Source organism: Sporosarcina sp. FSL W7-1349, from assembly GCF_038003045.1.
Taxonomy (GTDB): Bacteria; Bacillota; Bacilli; order Bacillales_A; family Planococcaceae; genus Sporosarcina.
This window is the reverse complement of record NZ_JBBOOK010000001.1, coordinates 1,061,843-1,082,820: the sequence shown is the minus strand read 5'-3', so window position 1 is coordinate 1,082,820 and position 20,978 is coordinate 1,061,843. Positions and strand designations below refer to the sequence as shown.

Annotated in this window: 22 protein-coding genes; 21 read left to right on the top strand and 1 reads right to left on the bottom strand. The window is 50.3% G+C overall.

Features of this window, described 5'->3' with window-relative positions; genetic code table 11:
- Window positions 1-8: 8 nt before the first annotated feature.
- From aroA to MKY41_RS05370, 9 genes are all read left to right on the top strand, one after another.
- Window positions 9-1,322: a 3-phosphoshikimate 1-carboxyvinyltransferase gene (aroA, locus tag MKY41_RS05410; protein WP_340744070.1), complete on the top strand. Its 1,314-nt coding sequence runs from the start codon at window positions 9-11 to the stop codon at window positions 1,320-1,322.
- Window positions 1,323-1,363: 41 nt separating this feature from the next.
- A complete protein-coding gene (locus tag MKY41_RS05405; protein WP_340744069.1) occupies window positions 1,364-2,629 on the top strand; it encodes a tetratricopeptide repeat protein in 1,266 nt (421 codons plus the stop codon).
- A gap of 1 nt (window position 2,630) precedes the next feature.
- Entirely contained in the window at window positions 2,631-3,182 is a 552-nt protein-coding gene (locus MKY41_RS05400) for a ReoY family proteolytic degradation factor (protein ID WP_340744068.1), read from the top strand.
- Window positions 3,183-3,237: 55 nt separating this feature from the next.
- Window positions 3,238-3,687, top strand: coding sequence for a YpiF family protein (locus MKY41_RS05395; RefSeq protein ID WP_340744067.1), 450 nt, complete (start codon window positions 3,238-3,240; stop codon window positions 3,685-3,687).
- 361 nt (window positions 3,688-4,048) lie between these two features.
- On the top strand, window positions 4,049-4,552 hold the full coding sequence (locus MKY41_RS05390; RefSeq protein ID WP_445683301.1) for a QcrA and Rieske domain-containing protein: 504 nt from the start codon (window positions 4,049-4,051) through the stop codon (window positions 4,550-4,552).
- 22 nt (window positions 4,553-4,574) lie between these two features.
- Entirely contained in the window at window positions 4,575-5,249 is a 675-nt protein-coding gene (qcrB, locus tag MKY41_RS05385) for a menaquinol-cytochrome c reductase cytochrome b subunit (protein WP_041074536.1), read from the top strand.
- 46 nt (window positions 5,250-5,295) lie between these two features.
- A complete protein-coding gene (locus tag MKY41_RS05380) occupies window positions 5,296-6,066 on the top strand; it encodes a menaquinol-cytochrome c reductase cytochrome b/c subunit (protein ID WP_340744065.1) in 771 nt (256 codons plus the stop codon).
- A 119-nt stretch (window positions 6,067-6,185) separates the two neighbouring features.
- Entirely contained in the window at window positions 6,186-6,779 is a 594-nt protein-coding gene (locus MKY41_RS05375) for a DUF1405 domain-containing protein (protein ID WP_340744064.1), read from the top strand.
- A 68-nt stretch (window positions 6,780-6,847) separates the two neighbouring features.
- Window positions 6,848-7,516: a zinc metallopeptidase gene (locus tag MKY41_RS05370; protein WP_340744063.1), complete on the top strand. Its 669-nt coding sequence runs from the start codon at window positions 6,848-6,850 to the stop codon at window positions 7,514-7,516.
- Between the two features lie 54 nt (window positions 7,517-7,570).
- On the opposite strand, the gene MKY41_RS05365 is transcribed toward MKY41_RS05370, so the two are convergent.
- Window positions 7,571-8,443, bottom strand: coding sequence for a YitT family protein (locus MKY41_RS05365; protein WP_340744062.1), 873 nt, complete (start codon window positions 8,441-8,443; stop codon window positions 7,571-7,573).
- Between the two features lie 106 nt (window positions 8,444-8,549).
- Between MKY41_RS05365 and MKY41_RS05360 the strand changes: the two genes are divergently transcribed.
- From MKY41_RS05360 to MKY41_RS05305, 12 genes are all read left to right on the top strand, one after another.
- Window positions 8,550-8,888 (top strand): nucleotide pyrophosphohydrolase, encoded by a 339-nt coding sequence (locus tag MKY41_RS05360; protein ID WP_340744061.1) that lies wholly within the window; start codon window positions 8,550-8,552, stop codon window positions 8,886-8,888.
- Window positions 8,885-9,685 carry a 4-hydroxy-tetrahydrodipicolinate reductase gene (gene dapB, locus MKY41_RS05355; RefSeq protein ID WP_340744060.1) on the top strand — a complete coding sequence of 267 codons (801 nt, stop codon included), beginning with the start codon at window positions 8,885-8,887 and terminating at the stop codon, window positions 9,683-9,685. The genes MKY41_RS05360 and dapB overlap by 4 nt, the downstream gene beginning before the upstream one ends.
- A 35-nt stretch (window positions 9,686-9,720) precedes the next feature.
- Window positions 9,721-10,848 (top strand): N-acetyl-alpha-D-glucosaminyl L-malate synthase BshA, encoded by a 1,128-nt coding sequence (gene bshA / locus MKY41_RS05350; protein WP_340745638.1) that lies wholly within the window; start codon window positions 9,721-9,723, stop codon window positions 10,846-10,848.
- On the top strand, window positions 10,845-12,035 hold the full coding sequence (locus MKY41_RS05345; protein ID WP_340744059.1) for a CCA tRNA nucleotidyltransferase: 1,191 nt from the start codon (window positions 10,845-10,847) through the stop codon (window positions 12,033-12,035). Before bshA ends, MKY41_RS05345 begins: the two co-directional genes overlap by 4 nt.
- Window positions 12,013-12,996, top strand: a complete 984-nt coding sequence (locus MKY41_RS05340) for a biotin--[acetyl-CoA-carboxylase] ligase (protein WP_340744058.1) — start codon at window positions 12,013-12,015, stop codon at window positions 12,994-12,996. Before MKY41_RS05345 ends, MKY41_RS05340 begins: the two co-directional genes overlap by 23 nt.
- 244 nt (window positions 12,997-13,240) lie before the next feature.
- Window positions 13,241-14,074, top strand: a complete 834-nt coding sequence (gene panB / locus MKY41_RS05335; RefSeq protein ID WP_340744057.1) for a 3-methyl-2-oxobutanoate hydroxymethyltransferase — start codon at window positions 13,241-13,243, stop codon at window positions 14,072-14,074.
- Between the two features lie 4 nt (window positions 14,075-14,078).
- Window positions 14,079-14,918: a pantoate--beta-alanine ligase gene (gene panC, locus MKY41_RS05330; RefSeq protein WP_340744056.1), complete on the top strand. Its 840-nt coding sequence runs from the start codon at window positions 14,079-14,081 to the stop codon at window positions 14,916-14,918.
- A 12-nt stretch (window positions 14,919-14,930) separates the two neighbouring features.
- Window positions 14,931-15,311, top strand: a complete 381-nt coding sequence (panD, locus tag MKY41_RS05325) for an aspartate 1-decarboxylase (RefSeq protein ID WP_340744055.1) — start codon at window positions 14,931-14,933, stop codon at window positions 15,309-15,311.
- A 226-nt stretch (window positions 15,312-15,537) separates the two neighbouring features.
- Window positions 15,538-18,321, top strand: coding sequence for an ATP-dependent DNA helicase DinG (dinG, locus tag MKY41_RS05320; RefSeq protein ID WP_340744054.1), 2,784 nt, complete (start codon window positions 15,538-15,540; stop codon window positions 18,319-18,321).
- 75 nt (window positions 18,322-18,396) lie between these two features.
- Window positions 18,397-18,876 carry a cell wall elongation regulator TseB-like domain-containing protein gene (locus tag MKY41_RS05315; RefSeq protein WP_340744053.1) on the top strand — a complete coding sequence of 160 codons (480 nt, stop codon included), beginning with the start codon at window positions 18,397-18,399 and terminating at the stop codon, window positions 18,874-18,876.
- A 17-nt stretch (window positions 18,877-18,893) separates the two neighbouring features.
- The gene (locus MKY41_RS05310; protein WP_340744052.1) at window positions 18,894-20,087 is read left to right on the top strand and encodes a pyridoxal phosphate-dependent aminotransferase; all 1,194 of its coding nucleotides are present in this window, start codon (window positions 18,894-18,896) and stop codon (window positions 20,085-20,087) included.
- Window positions 20,088-20,258: 171 nt separating this feature from the next.
- Window positions 20,259-20,972 (top strand): DnaD domain-containing protein, encoded by a 714-nt coding sequence (locus tag MKY41_RS05305; RefSeq protein WP_340744051.1) that lies wholly within the window; start codon window positions 20,259-20,261, stop codon window positions 20,970-20,972.
- Window positions 20,973-20,978 lie beyond the last annotated feature (6 nt).

Sequence of the window (20,978 nt, the reverse complement as noted above, 5' to 3'; positions counted from 1 at the left end):
ATCGCTTCATGGTGGAAAAGAGGACGGTAGCGTTTCACAAACCGCGATTGGACGGCGAGCTCCGGGTGCCGGGGGACAAGTCGATTTCCCACCGCGCTATCATGCTTGGTTCCATTGCGAAGGGTAGGACGAATATTTCCGGTTTTCTCGAAGGGGAAGACTGTCTGCGGACGCTTGAAATATTCAAGCAGCTTGGCGTTTCGATTGAGCGGAGCGGGACGGATGTGTCGATTGACAGCCCAGGCATGGCGGAATGGAAAACACCGGCGGATGCGTTATACGCGGGGAATTCAGGGACGACTGCCCGGCTTATGCTCGGCATATTGGCTGGCTCTTCGGTCGAATCGGTTCTGACTGGAGACGAGTATTTATCGAAACGGCCGATGAAACGGGTGACGGTTCCTCTCTTGTCGATGGGTGCTTCCATAGCAGCGGAAGGGCCTGACAGCGATCTGCTGCCGCTACGGATTAAGGGGATGGCTTCTTTGCGGGCGATTGATTATCAAATGCCGGTGGCCAGTGCCCAAGTGAAGTCTGCTATCCTATTCGCAGGTTTACAAGCGGAAGGAACGGTTACAGTTTCAGAAGAGACGGTTTCCCGCGATCATACGGAGCGCATGCTGCAGCAATTCGGTGTAGACTTGCAGCGGGACGGGAATTCGGTTTCTTTGAAAGGCGGCCAGTCGTTGGCAGGGACGGATGTCCTCGTGCCGGGCGATATTTCCTCGGCGGCATTTTTCATGGTAGCAGCGGCTATGATTCCAGACAGCGAAGTCGTCTTCGTCGATGTCGGGCTGAATCCGACACGCACCGGTATCCTCGATGTATTGGAAGCGATGGGAGCCCAAATCGAGTATATAGAGGAGAAAGGACAGCAGGGCGAGCCGTATGGGACGGTCCGTATTTCCCATGCCGCCCTGCGAGGGACGGAAATCGGCGGCGATATGATCCCAAGGCTGATCGACGAATTGCCGACCCTCGCCCTCCTTGCGACACAGGCGGAAGGCAGGACGGTTATTAAAGATGCGGAGGAACTGCGCGTGAAGGAAACGGATCGCATTAAAGCAGTCACGACCGAGCTGAAGAAGCTGGGCGCGTCCATTGAGGAGACGGAAGATGGTATGATCATCGAAGGGCCGACCTCTCTTACGGGTGGGACATTGTCCTCTTACGGGGACCATCGCCTCGGCATGATGGCTGCCATTGCCGCGCTTGCCGCGTCCGATGCCATAACGATCGAGGACCCGGCGTGCATCGCCATTTCCTACCCGTCCTTTTTCGAAGATCTGGAAAAATTGACGGGATCCGAAGACGCTGAATAATAATTGGCCGGTGTATATATCGCGAAAGAACAGGTGAAAATATGGGGCAGTTACAGGAAGTCGAAACGTATCTATTGGACGGCGATCTCGATGCACTTCAGCGGGCGATCGATAAGCTGGAAGCGTCGACAGATTTCGATGCGCTCTATGACGTCGCCGGTTTGTTAAGTGAATATGGTTTCATTCAGGAAGCGGATCGTCTGTACGGAATCTTACGGGTTCATCTTCCGGATGAGGCCCAATTAAAAATTGACAGGGCTGGAACGCTCCTGGAGCTTGGGGAAGAAGATGAGGCCCTTCTTCTCTTGTCAGATGTGAAACCTGATGACGAAGAATACGTCCAGGCCTTGCTTGCGCTTGCGGATTTTTACCAAATGACCGGCATGGCGGAAGCGGCAATCGGTAAGATCAAAGAAGCCCATTCACTTGTTCCGCATGAGCCCATCATCCGTTTTGCTTATGCGGAGTTGCTGTTGGATGCGGGAAAGTATGCGGAAGCGGCACGTTTTTATCTGGATCTCTTACAAGAGACCGATGAAATGGGGGGTGTCAGCATTGCCTCCCGGCTCGCTGAAGCCTATAGCGCAGGAGCTGCCTATGAAGAAGCGATTCCCTATTATGAGGAATTGCTTGAATCGCAGGCGACTCCGGATATTTTATTCGGCGCGGCGTTTGCCTATTACCAGACCCGGCAGGCGGAACGGGCCATACGTTTGCTGACAGAATTGATCGAAATGGATCCGGACTACTTTTCCGCCTATATGCTCATCGGCCAGTCGCATGCTTTGGCGGAGAACGACCAGAAAGCGTATGAGTGGTTTTTGGAAGGTATCAAGCGGGATCCTTTCGACAAGGAACTCCGGCTTGCGGCGGGCAAGTCCGCTTTGAAGTTAGGCCTTCCGGATGAAGCGGAACAGCAATTGGAAGAAGCGCTCGCACTAGATCCCGAGTATATCGAGCCGATCATCACCCTTGCCTCGTTGTATAATGAAAGAGAAAAAGACGAGGAATTGCTAAGTTTGTTGGCAGATCCGAACGGGGAAATTGGCGACATTCCAATCCTTCATGCGTTCTTGGCTTATGCCTATCAACGGTTAGAACAATTTGAAGAGGCATACGCATTCTATGGTAAGGCATATGATGGGATGAGAGAGGATTTCGGGTTTCTTGAACGCTATGCCAATTTCCTGTTGGAAGAAGGCCGGCGCAAAGAGGCGCTCGCAATCGTCCGAGAGTTGGTCGAGCTCGATCCTGCTAATGAGAATTGGAGGGCTTTTTTGGAAGCGCAAACTGACGAGGAGGTGTGATATGACGGCCATGATTCCTGTCACAGCGAAAAAGGACTTCGTTCGTTGGTTCTTGAAACGGTATAAATTGAAACGCCGTGAATGTGTGTGGATCTTGAATTATCTACTAAGCCATGAGCACCTTCTGCAGAACGTACATTTCACGGATGAGGCGCATTATTGTCCACGGGCAATGGTCATGTCGACAACGGATTCCGAAAGTATCCCGTTCCGTTTTTACAAGGGGAATTTGATGACAGCGGATGCCGAAAAATCATTCCATGATCTTCGGCTGCATCCGGATGACAAGATGTATATCCAATTGAATTTCCCGAATAGCCATGCCTGTCCGCAATATGCAAGCGTCCGTGAGGAAAATCCGTTTCTCCCAGCCTATTTGCAAGTAAGTGAAAGCGATCGGAAACTGGCGGAGCGATTGATTGAAGAGAGTATCGAATCGATGACGCTGGAATCATTGATGAAACGAGTCGATGAGGCATTGGATTCCAATGACAGGGAACGGTTCATCAAGCTATCTGCCATGCTGAACGATATGAAATTATCAAAAAACTGATGACTCCATCCTTTTTAGATGGAGTCGTTTCATCATGTGTAAAGGGGGAATTCAAATGAATTGGACTGCCAAGGAACTGGATACCTATTTGCAACAAACGGAATACATCGACACATTGCTCGTCCCCCTCATCAAGGTGGAGACAGATTTGGAGAAGATGAAAACCGCGGCGTCTTCCTCGGACTTCCTTATGAATTTGACGATGTTCATCGAAACACAATTCAAAGGACGGATGGTGCTGGTTCCGCCGTTTTCCTACACGCCTTCCGTCGATCTGGAGCAGATGGGCAAAACGTGGTCGGAAGACTTATCCCGGATGCCGTTCAAACATATTTTCTTCCTGACGACAGATCCGGATTGGACAAGCATGGAGCTTGCAGGAGAGGTGATCTGGCTGCCCGCCATTCCTCTTGAAAGCATGGACGCCAAACTGCGGCAGTCCATTATGGAAGATCAGATTCGCCAATTGGTGCCAAAATTCTCTGCAGCATGGGCAGGGCAATGAAGAAAATGAGCTTTGGACAAGTTATAGTAAGTTGAACTATTTGAAATAAATAAATAATTTGTAATGGACGGCTTCAGGGAATGCAATCACGAAGAACGGCCTTTGTGCCAAAAAGCGTAGCGCTTGGTAACAGGAGAATGTCTTAATTTTTGCAAAGTGCGTGGAAATACGGCAAATCGAGCGCTTCGTGGCTCGATTCGCCATGTTCATCAAAAATTCAAGATTTGTTCACAATCTGAAATACGTATGGAAAGCATGATTGAATTTCCCTACGCATTGATATATCATAGATATGTCCTAGTATTACAATTAGAAAAAGCATGTCCGTTGGACTGACCTTTAAGTAAGAGGAGGGAAATTGATGAGCAAGAAAGTGTCTAGACGCCAATTCCTTAGCTATACATTGATGGGTACGGGCGGCTTCATGGCTTCTGCAATGCTGATGCCAATGGTTCGCTTTGCAATCGATCCGGTCTTGCAAGCTTCTGGTGGCGGTGATTTCATCCCGACAGAGCATAAGGCGGACGATCTTACGGAGGAGCCGGTTCGTGTCGACTTTACGATCAAGGATCGACAAGATGCTTGGTACAAGTCCGACGTATCCAACACGGCTTGGGTCTATAAAGAAGGCGATAAAATCATCGCGCTTTCCCCTGTCTGTAAGCATTTGGGTTGTACGGTGAACTGGGGAGGGGACCCTGCGCATGCGAATGAATTCTTCTGCCCATGTCACGCAGGACGTTACTTGAAAAACGGTGAAAACGTAAAAGGGACCCCGCCAATCGGTCCACTTGACGAGTATGAAGTCGAAGTGGTAGATGGGCTTGTCTATCTCGGGAAAACAATACCGAACACATTAGTCTAAAAAGTAAGGGGGTACGACCGAAGTGCTGAATAAAATTTATGACTGGGTTGACGAACGGTTGGATATCACCCCGATTTGGCGCGATATCGCTGACCACGAAGTACCTGAGCACGTAAACCCTGCACACCACTTTTCCGCATTCATTTATTGTTTCGGGGGATTGACGTTTTTCGTCACTGTCATCCAGATCTTATCCGGTATGTTCTTGACGATGTATTATACACCGGACATTGAAAATGCTTGGAAATCCGTTTACTATCTTCAAAATGAAGTAGCTTTCGGTGAAATTGTGCGCGGGATGCACCACTGGGGGGCATCGCTAGTCATCGTCATGATGTTCCTACATACATTACGTGTATTCTTTACAGGTTCTTACAAGAAGCCACGTGAATTGAACTGGGTTGTCGGCGTGTTGATTTTCGCTGTCATGCTTGGTCTCGGTTTCACAGGCTATCTACTACCATGGGATATGAAAGCATTGTTCGCTACGAAAGTAGGGATCGAGATTGCCGCTTCCGTCCCATTCATCGGGGAATCGATCAAAATCCTTCTCGCAGGGGACTCGACTATTCTCGGTGCACAAACATTGACACGTTTCTTCGCGATTCATGTATTCTTCTTACCGGCTGCTTTGCTTGGGTTGCTTGCGGCACACTTTATCATGATCCGAAGACAAGGTATTTCCGGACCGCTATAAGAAATCGAATAGGTCCAACGCTGATTTTATTTAAGGAGGGGACACTATGCAGCGCGGTAAAGGGATGAAGTTTGTCGGGGACTCACGTATCAAGGCTGAAGGCAAGATGCCGAACGTCCCGAAAGACTACTCAGAATATCCTGGTAAAACGGAAGCATTCTGGCCGAACTTCCTTTTGAAGGAATGGATGGTCGGAGCTGTTTTCCTCATCGGTTACTTGATCTTAACAGTCGCTCATCCGTCTCCGCTTGAACGTCAAGCAGATCCGACGGACACGACATATATGCCGGTTCCGGACTGGTACTTCCTTTCGATGTACCAATTGCTGAAATATGAATTCGCTTCCGGACCATGGAACGTCGTCGGTGCGATCATCATTCCTGGACTGGCTATGGGTGCTTTGATGCTCGTGCCATTCATGGACACAACGAAAGAACGCCGTCCGTTAAAACGCCCGCTTCCGACAGCATTCATGCTATTGACTTTCGCAGCACTTTTCTATTTGACTTGGGAATCTTATGTGAACCATGACTGGGAAGCTGCAAAAGCACAAGGTGCGATTGTTGAAGAGGTCGAATACGATGCTGAAGCAGAAGGTTATCAAATCTATGCCGCTTCTACTTGTATCGGCTGTCACGGCGATGCCTTCCAAGGCGGACTCGGTAAACCGCTTGCGGGTACCGGTTTGTCTCCGGAAGAAATCGTAACGATTGCCCATGATGGGATTGGCGACATGCCTCCTGGAACATGGGATGGCTCGGAGGAAGATCTCCAAGTCATGGCTGAATTCATCTCAGAATTGGGTAACGAAGAGTAATACGGATAAGATCGGATGCCTAATCTGCGTTCCGATTCATCCGAATAAAAAAGAGTCAGGAAACTGGCTCTTTTTTTCATACATACAAGTTATTTATCAAACCAATCGGAGAGGTGTCCATGAGTTCCATATTCAGACTGGGTTGGTCGATATTATCACATAAATCGTTTCTATGGATTTTGTTATATGTCAACATATTCGGCACGGTGTACGGATACTATTGGTATATGTGGCAGCTCCAGATAACGGAACCGCTTTTCTGGATTTTCGTACCGGATAGTCCGACAGCCAGCCTGTTTTTTTGCTTGGCGCTCCTTGGCTGGATTGTGGGCCGGAATTTCAAACTAGTGGAAGCGCTCGCTCTTATCACTTTAGTGAAATATGGTCTGTGGGCCGTCGTCATGAATATGATGACGCTTTGGGAGACAGGGTCCATCGGTCCGGAAGGCTGGATGCTTGTCGTCTCCCATTTTGCCATGGCGGTACAAGCGGTATTGTACAGCTCATTTTACCGGTTTGGCATCGTTCATATCGTATTGGCTGCCATCTGGACATTGCATAATGATGTGATTGACTATGTGTTCGGTCAAATGCCGATTTACTATGACATCATGAAGTATATGCAGCCAATCGGTTATTTCACATTCTGGCTCTCCTTGGCGTGTATTTGGCTGGCCTTCTGGATTTGGAGAAAGCGACCGAAATCGAAATAGCAAATAGTTGCGGTTCCGTCTGGGGCATACTAAAATAAAGAGTAGAGAGAAAGGGGAGGAAACTGAAAATGTTTTGGATTTACTTCGCAGCAATTATTATCTTGCCGCTCTATGCTCAATTCAAAGTAAAAAGTACGTATAAAAAATATGCAAAAGTTCGCTCGACATCCGGTATGACGGGTGCGGAAGTGGCTCGGCTCATTTTGGACCACAACGGACTGCACAATGTGAAAGTCGTGGAAGGCCAAGGATTTCTGAGCGATCATTATAACCCGCTTACGAAGACAGTTGCTTTGTCACCACAAAACTATCGCGAAGCATCGGTTGCGGGAACAGCGGTCGCAGCTCACGAGGTCGGACATGCGATTCAAGATAAGGAAGCCTATTCATTCTTGCGTTTGCGCCATCGGATGGTGCCTGCCGTCAATTTGACTTCCAATGCTTCTTGGATTTTCATCATGATTGGCCTTATTTTCTCCAACTTGAATTCCATGCTGTTGATCGGGATTGTTCTGTTGGCGGTTGGGGTCGTCTTCCAACTTGTCACATTGCCAGTGGAGTTCAATGCATCCAGCCGTGCGATGAATCAAATCGTGGAGCTCGGTGTTATCCGCAATGAGGAAGAACCGCACGCGAAAAAAGTGTTGAGCGCCGCCGCAATGACTTATGTCGCAGCAGCAGCTGTCGCCGTGTTGGAGCTAGTCCGCCTTATCTTGATTTTCACGAACAGAGAATAAGCAAAAGGCTGTCCGGAAAAGGACAGCCTTTTTGGTTCCTTGAGGAGGTGACAGTCACCGATCGATTGGCCGTTTTTGTTCATCTAGGGTGAAGCCTTCTCCCATGACATCATAGACATCCGTCAAGGTGACGAAGGCATGGGGATCGACTGATGTGATGATGTTTTTCAATCGCATGATCTCATTTCGCCCGACTACACAATAGAGGATTTCTCGATCGCCTTTTGTGAAATGTCCGTACCCTCGGAAAACGGTTACGCCTCGTTCCATGTCCAAGGTGATTTTTGTCGCGATGGCGTCTTGATTCTCCGAAATGATGAAGGCTCCCCTGGCGGCATAGGCCCCTTCTTGTACGAAGTCAATGACACGCGCGCTGACGTAAAGGGCGACTAACGTGTACATCATCGAGCGGTGATCTAGATAGACGATCCAGGAAACGGCCATGACAAGTGCATCGAAGAGGAACATTGTTTTCCCCATGCTCCAGCCGATGTATTTATTTATCAGCCGCGCGATAATGTCGACACCGCCCGTCGTTCCACCGTTGCGGAAAATGATGCCAAGTCCGACTCCGATGAAGACACCGGCAAAGAGGGCGACGAGGAACATATCATCTTGTAAATGGATATCGATCTGGTATTTCATGAACACTTTCAGGAAAACGGATACGGCAACGGTTCCGATAATCGTATAGATGAACATCCGCCTGCCGAGCAGTTTCCAGCCGAGGAAAAACATTGGGATGTTCAATACCAAGTTCATGATGGCAGGATCCCAGTCGAATGCGAAAAGCAAAATGAGCGTGATTCCGGTGAAGCCGCCTTCTGCCAAAGCATGCTGGATATTGAAATGGACAAGGCCGAAACTGAAAATGGCTGCGCCGAGAATGATGAATATGATATTTTTGATTTTAATTGTTTCGAGCAATCGTTGCACTCCCTTCATTTTGGTACAATAAAGCCATTATCAATGATATTTTTTATTTTGACAATATTGGTGGTAATGAATACGATGAGGTAGGGAGTTGACGTTTATGCAACAAGCGAAGACATTGGAACACTTGCAACAAGAAGTCGATCAATACATAAACGGTTTCAAGGAAGGATACTTCCCCCCGATGGAACTGCTGGCCCGGCTCACGGAGGAGTTGGGGGAGCTGTCGAGGGAAGTGCAGCATGTCTATGGAATGAAAAAGAAAAAGCCGGAAGAAGCGGTCCGTTCAATGGAAGAAGAGGTGGGCGATTTGTTTTTCGTTCTCGTCTGCTTTGCTAATTCCCAAGGCATCAGTTTGGAAGATGCATTGAGCACTGTCCTGCAGAAGTTTAAAGTGCGGGATGCCGATCGCTGGACTAAAAAGGAGGAACCGAAATGACAATCAAAGTGGCAATCGCAGGAGCACGGGGCCGTATGGGCACGACTGCAATCCAAGCGATCACTGAAGCGCCTGACATGGAAGTGGTGGCAGCGCTCGATTATAAATTCGAAGGGCAATATATCAAGGATGGGGAAATCGTATCGGACGGAGGCGGAATTCCGATTTACACTTCGCTTGCCCATTTGGCCGATTTTGACAAGCCGGATGTCTTGCTTGATGTGACAGATCCAGACGCTGTTTTCCAAAATGCGACGGAGGCTATATCATTTGGCATCCGGCCAGTAATCGGTACGTCGGGCTTGACTGCCGAGGAGATTGACACATTGATCGATATGGCGCATAAAGCCCAAATCGGCGGCATCATTGCGCCGAACTTCTCTATCGGTGCCGTTCTGATGATGAAATTCTCTGTAATGGCAGCCCGTTATCTTGGGGATGTCGAAATTCTGGAGATGCACCATGACCGCAAACTGGATGCACCGTCCGGAACCGCGGTGAAGACGGCGGATATGATCAAGGAAGTCCGGACGCCGCATATCCAGGGCCATCCGGAAGAGCAGGAGCATCAACCAGGAGCGCGCGGTGCCGATGTGGATGGCATGAAAATCCATAGTATCCGCCTTCCAGGACTGCTTGCCCACCAGCAAGTGCTGCTCGGCGGCGAAGGAGAACTGCTGAGTATTCGCCATGATTCATTCGACCGCAAGTCTTTCATGCCGGGGATTATCATGGCGATTCGTCACGTCATGGAAGGGGAAGACTTCATCTATGGATTGGAGAATATTATCGAGTAAAATAGGATCCAGAAGGGGGAGCGCTTGTGAATAAGCTGAAAGTGGGAGTCATCTGCTACCCTTCCTTAGGCGGTTCCGGCGTTGTCGCAACGGAACTTGGTAAAAAGATGACGGAGCGGGGCCATGAGATGCATTTCATTTCATCAGGCCGCCCTTTCCGACTCACTGAAGAAAATCCCCGCATCTTTTTTCATGAAGTGAAAATCGAAGGGTATTCCGTTTTCAAATATCCCCCCTATGATATCGCGCTCGCCAACGAAATTGCGCAAGTGATCGTGGAGGAACAACTGGATTTGCTTCATGTCCATTATGCGGTGCCTCACGCGATTTCTGCATCGCTTGCGAAGGATATGGCCCAATCCGATATCGGTATCATCACGACGCTGCATGGAACAGACGTCACAATTCTCGGGCATGATCCAGGTTTGCGCAATACAGTCCGTTACGGCATCAACAAGTCGGATCGGACGACCGCGGTCTCCGACTGTCTCGTGCAGGAAACGATGGAATTGATCCGGCCAGATGGTCCGATTACGCGAATTTATAATTTTATCGATGAAAATCGTTATTATCCGGTCGACCCGGGTCTGCTCAAGCAGGAACTCGGAATCCGCCGGGAAGAAAAAGTGATTATTCATATTTCGAATTTCAGGGAAGTGAAACGGATTCCGGATGTCATTATGAGTTTCCAAAAAGTGGTCGAACAAATGGCCGATGTCAAATTGCTGCTTGTCGGAGAAGGTCCGGAAAAACTGGAAATGGAAAGGCTCGTTGAGGAATTAAACCTTGAGCGCCACGTCATCTTCACTGGAAAACGGGATGATTTGCCTGAATTGCTCGCAATCAGCGATGTCATGTTCCATCTGTCCGAAAAGGAAGCGTTCGGCTTAGTTCTGCTGGAAGCACTCGCTTGCGGGGTGCCGTCCATCGCGACGAAAATCGGCGGCATTCCGGAAGTGATCGAGGACGGGGTCAACGGATTTCTCGTGCCGCTTGGCGACTGCGAGACAGCGGCGGCCAAGGCGATCCTGTTGCTGAATGACAATGCGTTGCTTGATACGTTTAAAAGCCATGCCTTGGCGATTGCGAAAGAAAAGTTCAACACGGAAACGATTGTTTCCGAATATGAAACCATTTATTACGAGGTGGCGGGAAAAGCATGATCGAACAATTCGGGACCCCGGCAGGAAAGAAGGCCATTGCGGCTCTGGAAAAGGAAGGCTACGAAGCGGTCTTTGTCGGGGGGGCTGTGCGGGATTTCCTGCTCGGCAAGCCGGCAAAGGATTTCGATATTGCGACATCAGCGGAACCGACTGAGGTAAAGGCGGTGTTTCCAAATACCGTCGACGTCGGGATTGCCCATGGCACCGTACTTGTCTTGCTCGACGGGGAAGCGATCGAAGTGACAACGTATCGGACGGAAGGGACGTATTCGGATCATCGGCGGCCGGATGAGGTCCAATTTGTCCGGTCGCTGCAGGAGGATCTGGCACGCCGGGATTATACAATCAATGCGCTGGCAGTGACGCGGGAAGGCAAATTGATTGATCTGTTCGGGGGGAAAGACGATCTGGAGCTGGGCGTCATCCGGGCGATTGGCAAGGCCACGGAACGGTTCGATGAAGACGCTCTTCGGATGGTCCGGGCCATCCGTTTCTCTTCCGTGCTGGATTTTACGATCGAGGACAATACTTGTGAAGCGATCGGGAAGAAGAAAGCACTCCTTCGGCATATCGCCATTGAACGGATTAAAGCTGAGATGGATAAGCTGTTTACCGGAATAAACCCCGTAAAAGCGTTTCGCTATGCAGCCGACACAGGACTGAGCGGAGTTTTGCCGCTTTTTCCGGAAGACGGAGCAGCACTTGCTCGGACAGCCCCGTACGAAACAGCATCGGAAGGCTGGGCCAGTTTGATGGCCGCCGGAAAATTCGGATCTTCCGAAGTGGCACGGGCTTATAAATTATCCAATCGGGAAAAGGAGTTTCTCCATAATGTCGAGGACTTGATGGAAAAACGGGGGACCCGTCCGTATACTGTGGAGGATTTCTATACATATGCGATGGATGTCCTTCTCGTCTGTGAAAAGCTTCTTCGCAAATTGGCTCCGAGAATCGAGCCGACTTCATTCGAAGAAATGGAAAGAAGGCACCGTGAGCTGCCGATCCGATCGAAGGCGGACTTGGCGGTGAGAGGAAGCGATCTAATCGGCTGGGCCGGTGTCAGGGGCGGAAAATGGACCGGCGACTGGATACAAAAAATCGAATCGGCCGTTCTCCATGGGAAATGCACCAATGACCCGGACGATATAAAGGGATGGTTTTTGAATGAGTTCAATCGTGAAGAATGAATTGCTGAAAAGATTGTTCGAAGCGGGAGGCGAACCGGTTTCCGGACAAGAGATCGCGGAACAGTTCGGCCTGTCGAGGACGGCGATCTGGAAATATGTCAAGGAACTGGAACAGGAAGGATATGAAATCGGCACGATCCGGAAAAAAGGATATTATTTGATCCAATCCCCGGACTTGGTGAACGAGGCGAACGTCCAAAATTATTTGGCCACAAAGACGTACGGAAGAAATATCCTTTATTATGAGACGTGCCCATCAACTCAGCTCATCGCGCATGATGAAGCTCAAAATGGTGCTGCGGATGGAACGGTCGTCATATCGGAGGAACAGACGTCCGGAAAAGGGAGGCTGTCCCGGCCATGGAGTTCGGTGTCGGGCAAAGGCATTTGGATGAGCGTCATCGCGCGCCCATCACTCACACCGCAGCAAGCTCCGCAATTGACGTTGGTGGCGGCGGTCGCCGTGACGCGCGCCATTGAAGAGTTGACGGGCATTGAACCGGCGATCAAATGGCCGAATGACATTTTGGTCGATGGCCGAAAAGTGACCGGCATTTTGACTGAGCTCCAGGCAGATCCCGATCGGGTAAAGGCGATTATTTTGGGAATCGGCATGAACGTCAATCAGGAGAAGGCCGATTTCCCTGAAGAATTGCAAGAGATTGCGACTTCGCTGAAGCTCGTTACAGGGAAAGATGTGGACCGGGCGGAATTGATTGCCAAAATATTGGGCTATCTTGAATTATATGTTGATATGTACGTCAAACATGGTTTTGCGCCGATCAAACTTGTCTGGGAAGGGTACTCGAATACGATGGGCAAGCGGATCCGTGCCGTTATGCTTCATGAGACGATCGAGGGTACGGCGGTCGGGATTTCCGATGAAGGCGTGCTTGAAGTCCGTCTCGATGATGGATCGGTACGAGGGATTTTTTCGGCGGACATCGAAATTCCGAAATGAATCGTATACAAAATAGTCTCAATTTGGTATAGTAATGTCGAAGGGCGGTATCAATCGGAACTGCACCTTTCAGGGACATCTAGAAAATTGTATATTTCAACAAGATCTGCCTTGATCTACAAACAGACAGGGACGGAGGAAACCATCTATTGATGCCTACACAACCCTTCTGTCCATTTTTGGGAAGAAGGGTTTTTGATTTTTTGGTTTTCAGGTTTTCTCCCCGAAAGGAGAGGAAAATGGAGTGAAGAAGAGTACACAGGATTTTATGAAGATGAAGCAAAATGGTGAGAAAATTGCCATGCTGACCGCGTACGATTACCCATCGGCGAAGTTGGCGGAAGAGGCCGGTGTCGATGTATTGCTAGTCGGCGACTCACTTGGAATGGTCGTCCTTGGCTATGAGTCGACCGCGTCGGTGACGGTGGATGATATGATCCACCACGGGAAAGCGGTCAGAAGGGGTGCGCCCAACACGTTTACGGTTGTCGATATGCCGTTCGGTTCGTGCCACGGTTCCGACGATCGGGTTTTGACGGAAGCGATTCGCATGTTCCAGGAAACTGGAGCGGATGCCTTGAAAGTGGAAGGAGCGGGTGATGTTATTGAGAAAATTCGCCTCATGACTTCGACAGGTATTCCGGTCATCGGTCATCTTGGACTGCTGCCGCAATCGGCTGCTGTTCTCGGAGGGTATAAAGTACAAGGGAAAACAGCGGATGCCGCGAAACAACTAATCGATGACGCAATCGCTTGCGAACAGGCGGGCGCGTGCATGATCGTGCTTGAGTGCATTCCGTACCAGTTGGCGGAACAAGTGACAGCTGCCGTTTCCATTCCGATTATCGGTATCGGGGCTGGTGCCGAGACCGATGGCCAAGTGCTCGTGTTCCATGATACGTTGAAATATGGCAGTCACCGGATTCCAAAATTCGTTCAATCGTATGCGAATCTTAGCCCGATCATCCAAGAAGGGATCGGACAGTATGTCGCCGAGGTCAAAGAGGGTTCATTCCCCGCTGAAGAGCATCGCTTCACGATGAAGGAAGAAGAGCTGGCTGTCTTGTATGGGGGTTGAACCGATGGAAATCATCCATTCGATAAAAGAATTGCAACAGAAGCTGGATCGGAATGAGCGGGCAGGCCGTACAGTCGGCCTCGTCCCGACGATGGGATTCCTGCATGAAGGCCATCTGGCACTCGCCAAACAAGCGAAGAAGCAAAATGATACCGTTGTCATGAGCATTTTCGTCAATCCTGCCCAATTCGGGCCAGAGGAGGATTTCGAATCGTATCCCCGCGATATTGATCGGGATGCGAAACTGGCGGAAAGTGCTGGGGTCGACTACTTGTTCATCCCGTCCGTGGAAGAAATGTATCCGACCGACGGAGGCATCCGGATCCTGCCGGGAGCACAAGCGACCGCACTTTGCGGAGCATCCCGCCCGGGCCACTTCGACGGCGTGCTGAAAGTCGTCCTGAAATTGTTCAATATCGTTGATCCCGACCGTTCCTATTTCGGAATGAAAGACGCACAACAGTTGGCAATCATCGAGACATTCGTCCGAGATTTCAACTTGCGGACTAACATCGTCCGTGTCCCGACCGTCCGGGAAGAAGACGGCCTGGCGAAAAGCTCGCGCAACGTCAACTTATCGGAGACGGAACGGCAGGAAGCGCCCGCCATCCGGCAAGCGCTGGAGCTGGGGGCGGAACTCTTTGCCGAAGGAAAGCCGGCAGGGGAGATTGAAGAAAAAGTGGCGGCGTACATCACCGGGAACAGTACGGGGAGGATCGATTATGTATCCTTGCTGTCCTACCCTGAATTAACCGAGTACGACCCATCATCGGAGGAAGCCATTTTAGCCTGTGCCGTGCATTTTGAAAAGACACGATTGATTGATAATATAATCTTAAAATGAAGGATGGTTATTATGTTCAGAATGATGATGAACAGCAAACTACACCGTGCGACCGTGACACAAGCAGACTTGAATTATGTCGGGAGCATCACAATTGACGAGGATCTGCTAGATGCGGCTGGCATGTTGCCGAACGAAAAAGTCCACGTCGTGAACAATAACAACGGTGCCCGTTTCGAAACGTATATCATCGCGGGAGAGCGCGGCAGCGGCGTCATTTGCGTCAACGGTGCAGCTGCACGTCTCGTGCAAAAGGGTGATATCGTCATCATCCTGTCGTATGTCTATATGACGGATGAAGAAGCGCGCACCCATGAACCGACTGTGTTGATCATGGATGAAAACAATGGCGTCCGGGAAATCATCAAAGAAAAGGAAGCCATGACGATCTGATGACATCATGCGGGAGTGATCTGGAATCCGGATTGCTCCCGTTTTTGGTGCCAGGCACCGAAACAAACACGACAAACGCATTAATTCAAACAAACGTGTTTGTTGCAACATTCATGATTATTCACGCACTTTTGTTTGATTGAAGGATAGGCACTCGGTTGTTTCTACTGCCGCCGAGAGTATGATACAATTTGCTGTAGTATGAAAACAGGAAGTTGATGATGGAATGGATAATAGAACTTATGCGGTGGTGGATCTGGAGACGACGGGTCATTCTTCGACCAACGGGGACCGGATCATCCAGATTGCCATCGTGTTCATTCAGAATGGCCGGATCGGCGAACCGTATGTCCGGTTCGTCAATCCCGGCAAGGAGATTCCCGCCTTCATCCGCCAGTTGACATCGATTTCGGACAATGATGTTAAAGAGGCGCCGATGTTCGAAGACATTGCGCAGGAAGTGGCGGAGCGGTTGGAAGGCACTGTATTTGTGGCACATAATACAGACTTCGACCTCGCCTTTTTACAAAATGAATTCAAACGATGCGGCCTCGGCAAATGGACGGGGCAGAAAATCGATACAGTGGAATTGGCGAAAATTATGTTCCCATCCTCGGCGAGCTACCGGTTGCAGGATATTACGGAGGAGCTTGGCATACCGCTTCAATCCGCACACCGGGCCGATGACGATGCGGCGGCAACGGCCGAGCTTTTCCTTGCCTGCCTCGCCAAATTGGAAGACTTACCGAAAGGGACGTTGGAGCTGTTGCATCGGCGGTCTTTCCTGCTGAAATCGGACCTGTCCACCGTTTTCTATGAAGCGTTGAAAGCCGCACGAATGCGATCAATGGAAGAGCGCGGCATCTCGGCATACCGGGGAATCCCGTACCGGATCGGCCCGAAGTCTGCTGGAAAAGTCTTCGAGCTTCCGTCATACCCGGACACTGAGGAGGCCAAAATCGCCTTATTCACGAAGCAGTTCGATGGATTCGAAAAGCGAGATGCCCAATTCCTCTTCATGGATGCGGTTCGGGATGTCCTGGCACAGCGTTCGGAAGTCGCCGCCGAAGTGCCGACGGGTATCGGTAAGACGATTGCCTATCTCCTGCCAGCGGCCATCCATTCCATAAAAAGCGGCAAACCGGTTGTCGTCAGTACATATACGAACCATCTCGTCGACAAAATCGTCGAGGAAGAGATGGAGAAAGTGCGCCGCCTGCTGGGGGCCGATCTGCCGGTCGCCGTCTTGAAAGGCAGGGAGCAATATATCTCGTTAGGAAAATTCGAGGAGCTGCTCCGGATTACCGATGAATCATACGATGAAACATTCACCGCGATGCAGATCCTCGTCTGGCTGACCGAAACGGTGACCGGCGATTTGGAAGAGCTGAACGTTTCAGGCGGAGGTCAGCTGTTCCTTAACCGCATCCGGAAACGATCGGAGCGAATGGCGCCTGATGAGCGTTTCGCCGATTTCCATGCCAGGCAGACGGCTGCTTGCCAGGACGCCAATTTGATCATTACGAATCATGCGATGCTCCTTTCCGACCTGGACCGGGAGCAGACGGTGTTCCAACCGCTTGCGGGGGTGATTGTCGACGAAGCCCATCAGTTCATTCAAACCGCTTCCCGTATGAATGAAACTGCATTTTCCTATACGAATTGGAAATATTGCATGGGACAGCTCGGTTCGGATGCGGAAGGGCAATTGCTTCAGCAGATGGAGTCGCTGCTCAAAGACTGTTTGGGAGAGTCTTATCGGCCGACAGGAAAACTGGAACTCGATGCCGCCTATCTTGATTTTGCAATGGCATTCGAAGTCGCTGTTGATCATCTGGCAGCGCATAAGCCAACTGCGCCGGACAAACAAGCAGGCAACCGGATCGTCTTCCCGCTGCCTGATACGGAGTCGGAGCCTTGTTTCCGGGACGTCGCCACTAGCTTATCCGTTTATTTGCAACAAGCTGAACGGTTCGCAAAAGATGTGGTGAGCAATCGGGATCAATTGACGCAAAAAGGGGCAGCCATCCTATCAGAATGGGCGTATTGGGTGCAGGAGTTGAAAATCAAGGCGGGCGAGTGGATTGAAATTTTTCTGGATAGGAACCAAGAAGACTATGCCGTCTGGGTGGAAAAAGACCGCCGTAGCATTCCGGGCAGCTTGATGGTCATGAAAACTCGGTTAACCGGCACCGGATTGATTCGCCAATTCGCCGAACGGATGAAGCAGCAACAGGCGGGCCTCCTGTGGACGTCCGGGACATTGGCGGTGGCGGGCGATGAGCGGTACGTCATGAGGCAGCTAGGGATCGCCGACACGGTTCCGCTCCTGAAATTCGATGCACCGCCTCATTTCTACGAGGGGGCCGAGATTTTCATCGTCGAAGACATGCCGGACATCCAGCAAGTTGCGCAGACGGATTATATAGAGGCGGTCGCCAACGCTGTCGTGGAGACGGTGCTCGTGACGAAAGGAAGGCTTTTCGTTTTATTCACCTCGCAAGATATGTTGCGCAAGACGTATGAACTGATTGTCGAAAGCGAACAGCTGGAAGAGTTCGTGCTTATTGCCCAAGGAGTTAGTTCGGGCAGCCGCATGCGGTTGTTGAAGTCGTTCCGCCAATATGGCAAAGCGGTCCTTTTCGGAACGAACAGTTTCTGGGAAGGGGTCGATGTGCCGGGTGAGGCATTATCCGCCGTCATCGTCGTACGGTTGCCGTTTTCGTCGCCGGAAGATCCTTTATTCAAAGCACGGGCAGCCAAGCTGACGGAACAGGGAATCCATCCATTCAACGGCTACTCGTTGCCTGAGGCAGTCATGCGCTTGCGGCAAGGATTCGGGCGCCTGATCCGCGCATCGTCCGACAAAGGGTTCTTCATCCTGCTGGATCGGCGGATCGAAACGAAATCATATGGACGCCGTTTTCTCGAGTCGCTGCCTGATGTGCCGATCCGGAAAGTGACGCTAGAAAATATGGTCGATGAGCTTGAAAATTGTTATAATGACTAAGTATTCGATTGAAAACAAGGTAGGGAAACAAATGAAACAATGGACGAATCCAAAACGGACAGGACGAGTGAGCACATGCTGAATTGGATCAAGTTCATCACCACTTTCCTATTGGCATTGACGATCGCCATTACGATCATCGTGCTGTATAACGCGAACAAGCCATTTGCGGATGTGGAGCAGGCGGCAATCGACTCCGTCCTGAAGACGGGGCAGTTGAAAGACGTCAAGCGGGCGGATGCCTATCAGGGGAGCAGTACCTGGGTGACTGTCCGGGGAGTGGACGGTGACGGCGTGGAGAAAGCTGTATTCGTCGGCCGGGAACCGGAAAAGACTTATCAGGAAGTAAAGCTTGCTGAAGGGATTACCGCAAAAACCGCAATTCAGACGGTTCAAAAAGAACTGGACGTCAAAAAGGTGCTCCATGCGGCACTCGGGATGGAAGAAGTCGGCCCTGTCTGGGAAGTCGCCTTCACGAGCAAAGACGGCAAACTGAATTATGTCTATGTCCTATTCGAAAGTGGACAATGGTGGAAAAGAATTTTGAATTTATAAGTAGGGAGCGAAAGAAAATGACAAAAACATTGGCATCCAGAGTAAATACGCTTTCACCTTCGACGACGCTGGCTATCACGGCGAAAGCTAAAGAGATGAAAGAGTCGGGAATCGATGTCATCGGGCTAGGCGCAGGGGAACCGGATTATAATACACCGGACAACATCATTGAAGCGGCCTACCGATCGATGAAAGAAGGGAAAACGAAATATACGCCTTCAGGCGGGCTCCCGGCGTTGAAGGATGCCATCATCGCAAAACTGAAGAAAGATCAAGGGCTCGATTACGCGCGCAATGAAATCATGATCGGAATCGGCGCAAAACATGTCCTTTATACATTATTCCAAGTCATCCTCGATCCGAGTGATGAAGTGATCATTCCGACCCCGTATTGGGTCAGCTATCCGGAACAGGTGAAGCTTGCGGGCGGCAAGCCGGTTTACGTGGAAGCGACGGCCGAGTCGCAATTCAAAGTGACGGCCGATCAAATCCGCAAGGCCATCACGGAGAAAACGAAAGCGGTCGTCATCAATTCACCGGGCAATCCGACAGGGATGATCTATACAGAAGACGAACTGCAAGAGATTGCGAAAGTGTGCCAAGAGAAAGACATTTGGATCATCTCGGACGAAATCTACGAGAAATTAGTATATGGCGACGCGAAGCATGTGTCCATCGCCCAATTATCGGATGATGCGAAACAACGGACGTTAATCATCAACGGCGTTTCCAAATCGCACTCCATGACGGGCTGGCGGATCGGCTATATCGCGGGCGATGCGGCAGTGGTGAGCGCCATGACGGACCTTGCGAGCCACTCGACGTCCAATCCGACGACGACCTCTCAATATGCGACGTTGGAAGCCTACAACGGCCCGCAAGATGCAGTCGAAACGATGAGACAAGCATTCGAATCCCGGTTGAACCAAATCATGCCGAAGCTGTCGGCCATTCCTGGCTTTAAAGTGATCAAACCGCAAGGCGCTTTCTACTTGCTTCCGGAAGTTTCGGAAGCAGTGGAAAAAACAGGGTTTGCCAACGTCGACGACTTTGCGAAAGCGTTGCTGGAAAAAGCGAATGTGGCTGTCATTCCAGGATCCGGGTTCGGTTCCCCGACGACCATCCGTTTGTCCTATGCGACATCGATCGACCTGCTGGAAGAGGCGGTCCGCCGCATCCATGCGTTTGTGGAAGAGAACTGGAAAGCTTGACCGATAAGTAATGTCTTCAGATGCGGGGGTGCTGCGGATTATCGCGGACCCCTGCCTGTTTATTTTTTATTCAGCAGAAGACTTCCACCTCTATAGTTGGTGAGCTGAATGCAGTTTTATCTCACACCGTGGCGTGAGATTGATACATAGAAAATAGAGAGGAGTTCGGACATGCAGCACGAAGAACGGCTCCGAATTTGGATTGAGCAGGGGAATGTACAAGTTTCTCAGCTTTTTTTTCACCATTATAAAAGCTTGGGAATCAAAGACTTGGACGCGATGCTCGTTTTGCAGATGACTTCATTTCAGATGGAGGGCAATCGATTTCCGACCCCTGCCGATTTTTCGGACCGGATGGAGTTGACGGAAAATGAGGTTTCGCAAATTTTGCAGCGGCTCATGCAGAACGGGTTTCTTCAAATCGACCAAGGCAAGGACGTGGACGGTGTCTTGATTGAAACGTTCACATTGCAGCCGCTCTGGAATCGCCTGGTCGATCACGTAATGCTGAGTGCATGCGATACGGTGGAGGAGCAGAAGAAAGAGGAAGAGGGCGAAATTTTCACGTTGTTCGAGCAGGAATTCGGACGGCTGTTGTCACCGATGGAATGCGAATCGATTACGATGTGGCTCGATGAAGACGGCCATTCCGTGGAAATCATCCGGGCGGCGCTGAAGGAAGCGGTCCTTGCCCAGAAAATGAGTTTGCGGTATATTGACCGGATTTTATTCGAATGGAAAAAGAAGAATGTCAAAACATTGGCGGATGTCGAACGGCAGACGAAATCGTTTCGTAGCGTGAGCGGGACACGAACTCCGCAGTTTCAACAGCAAATCCAGGTCAAGCGCGTACCTTTTTATAATTGGTTGGAAGAACGGGAGTAGATATAG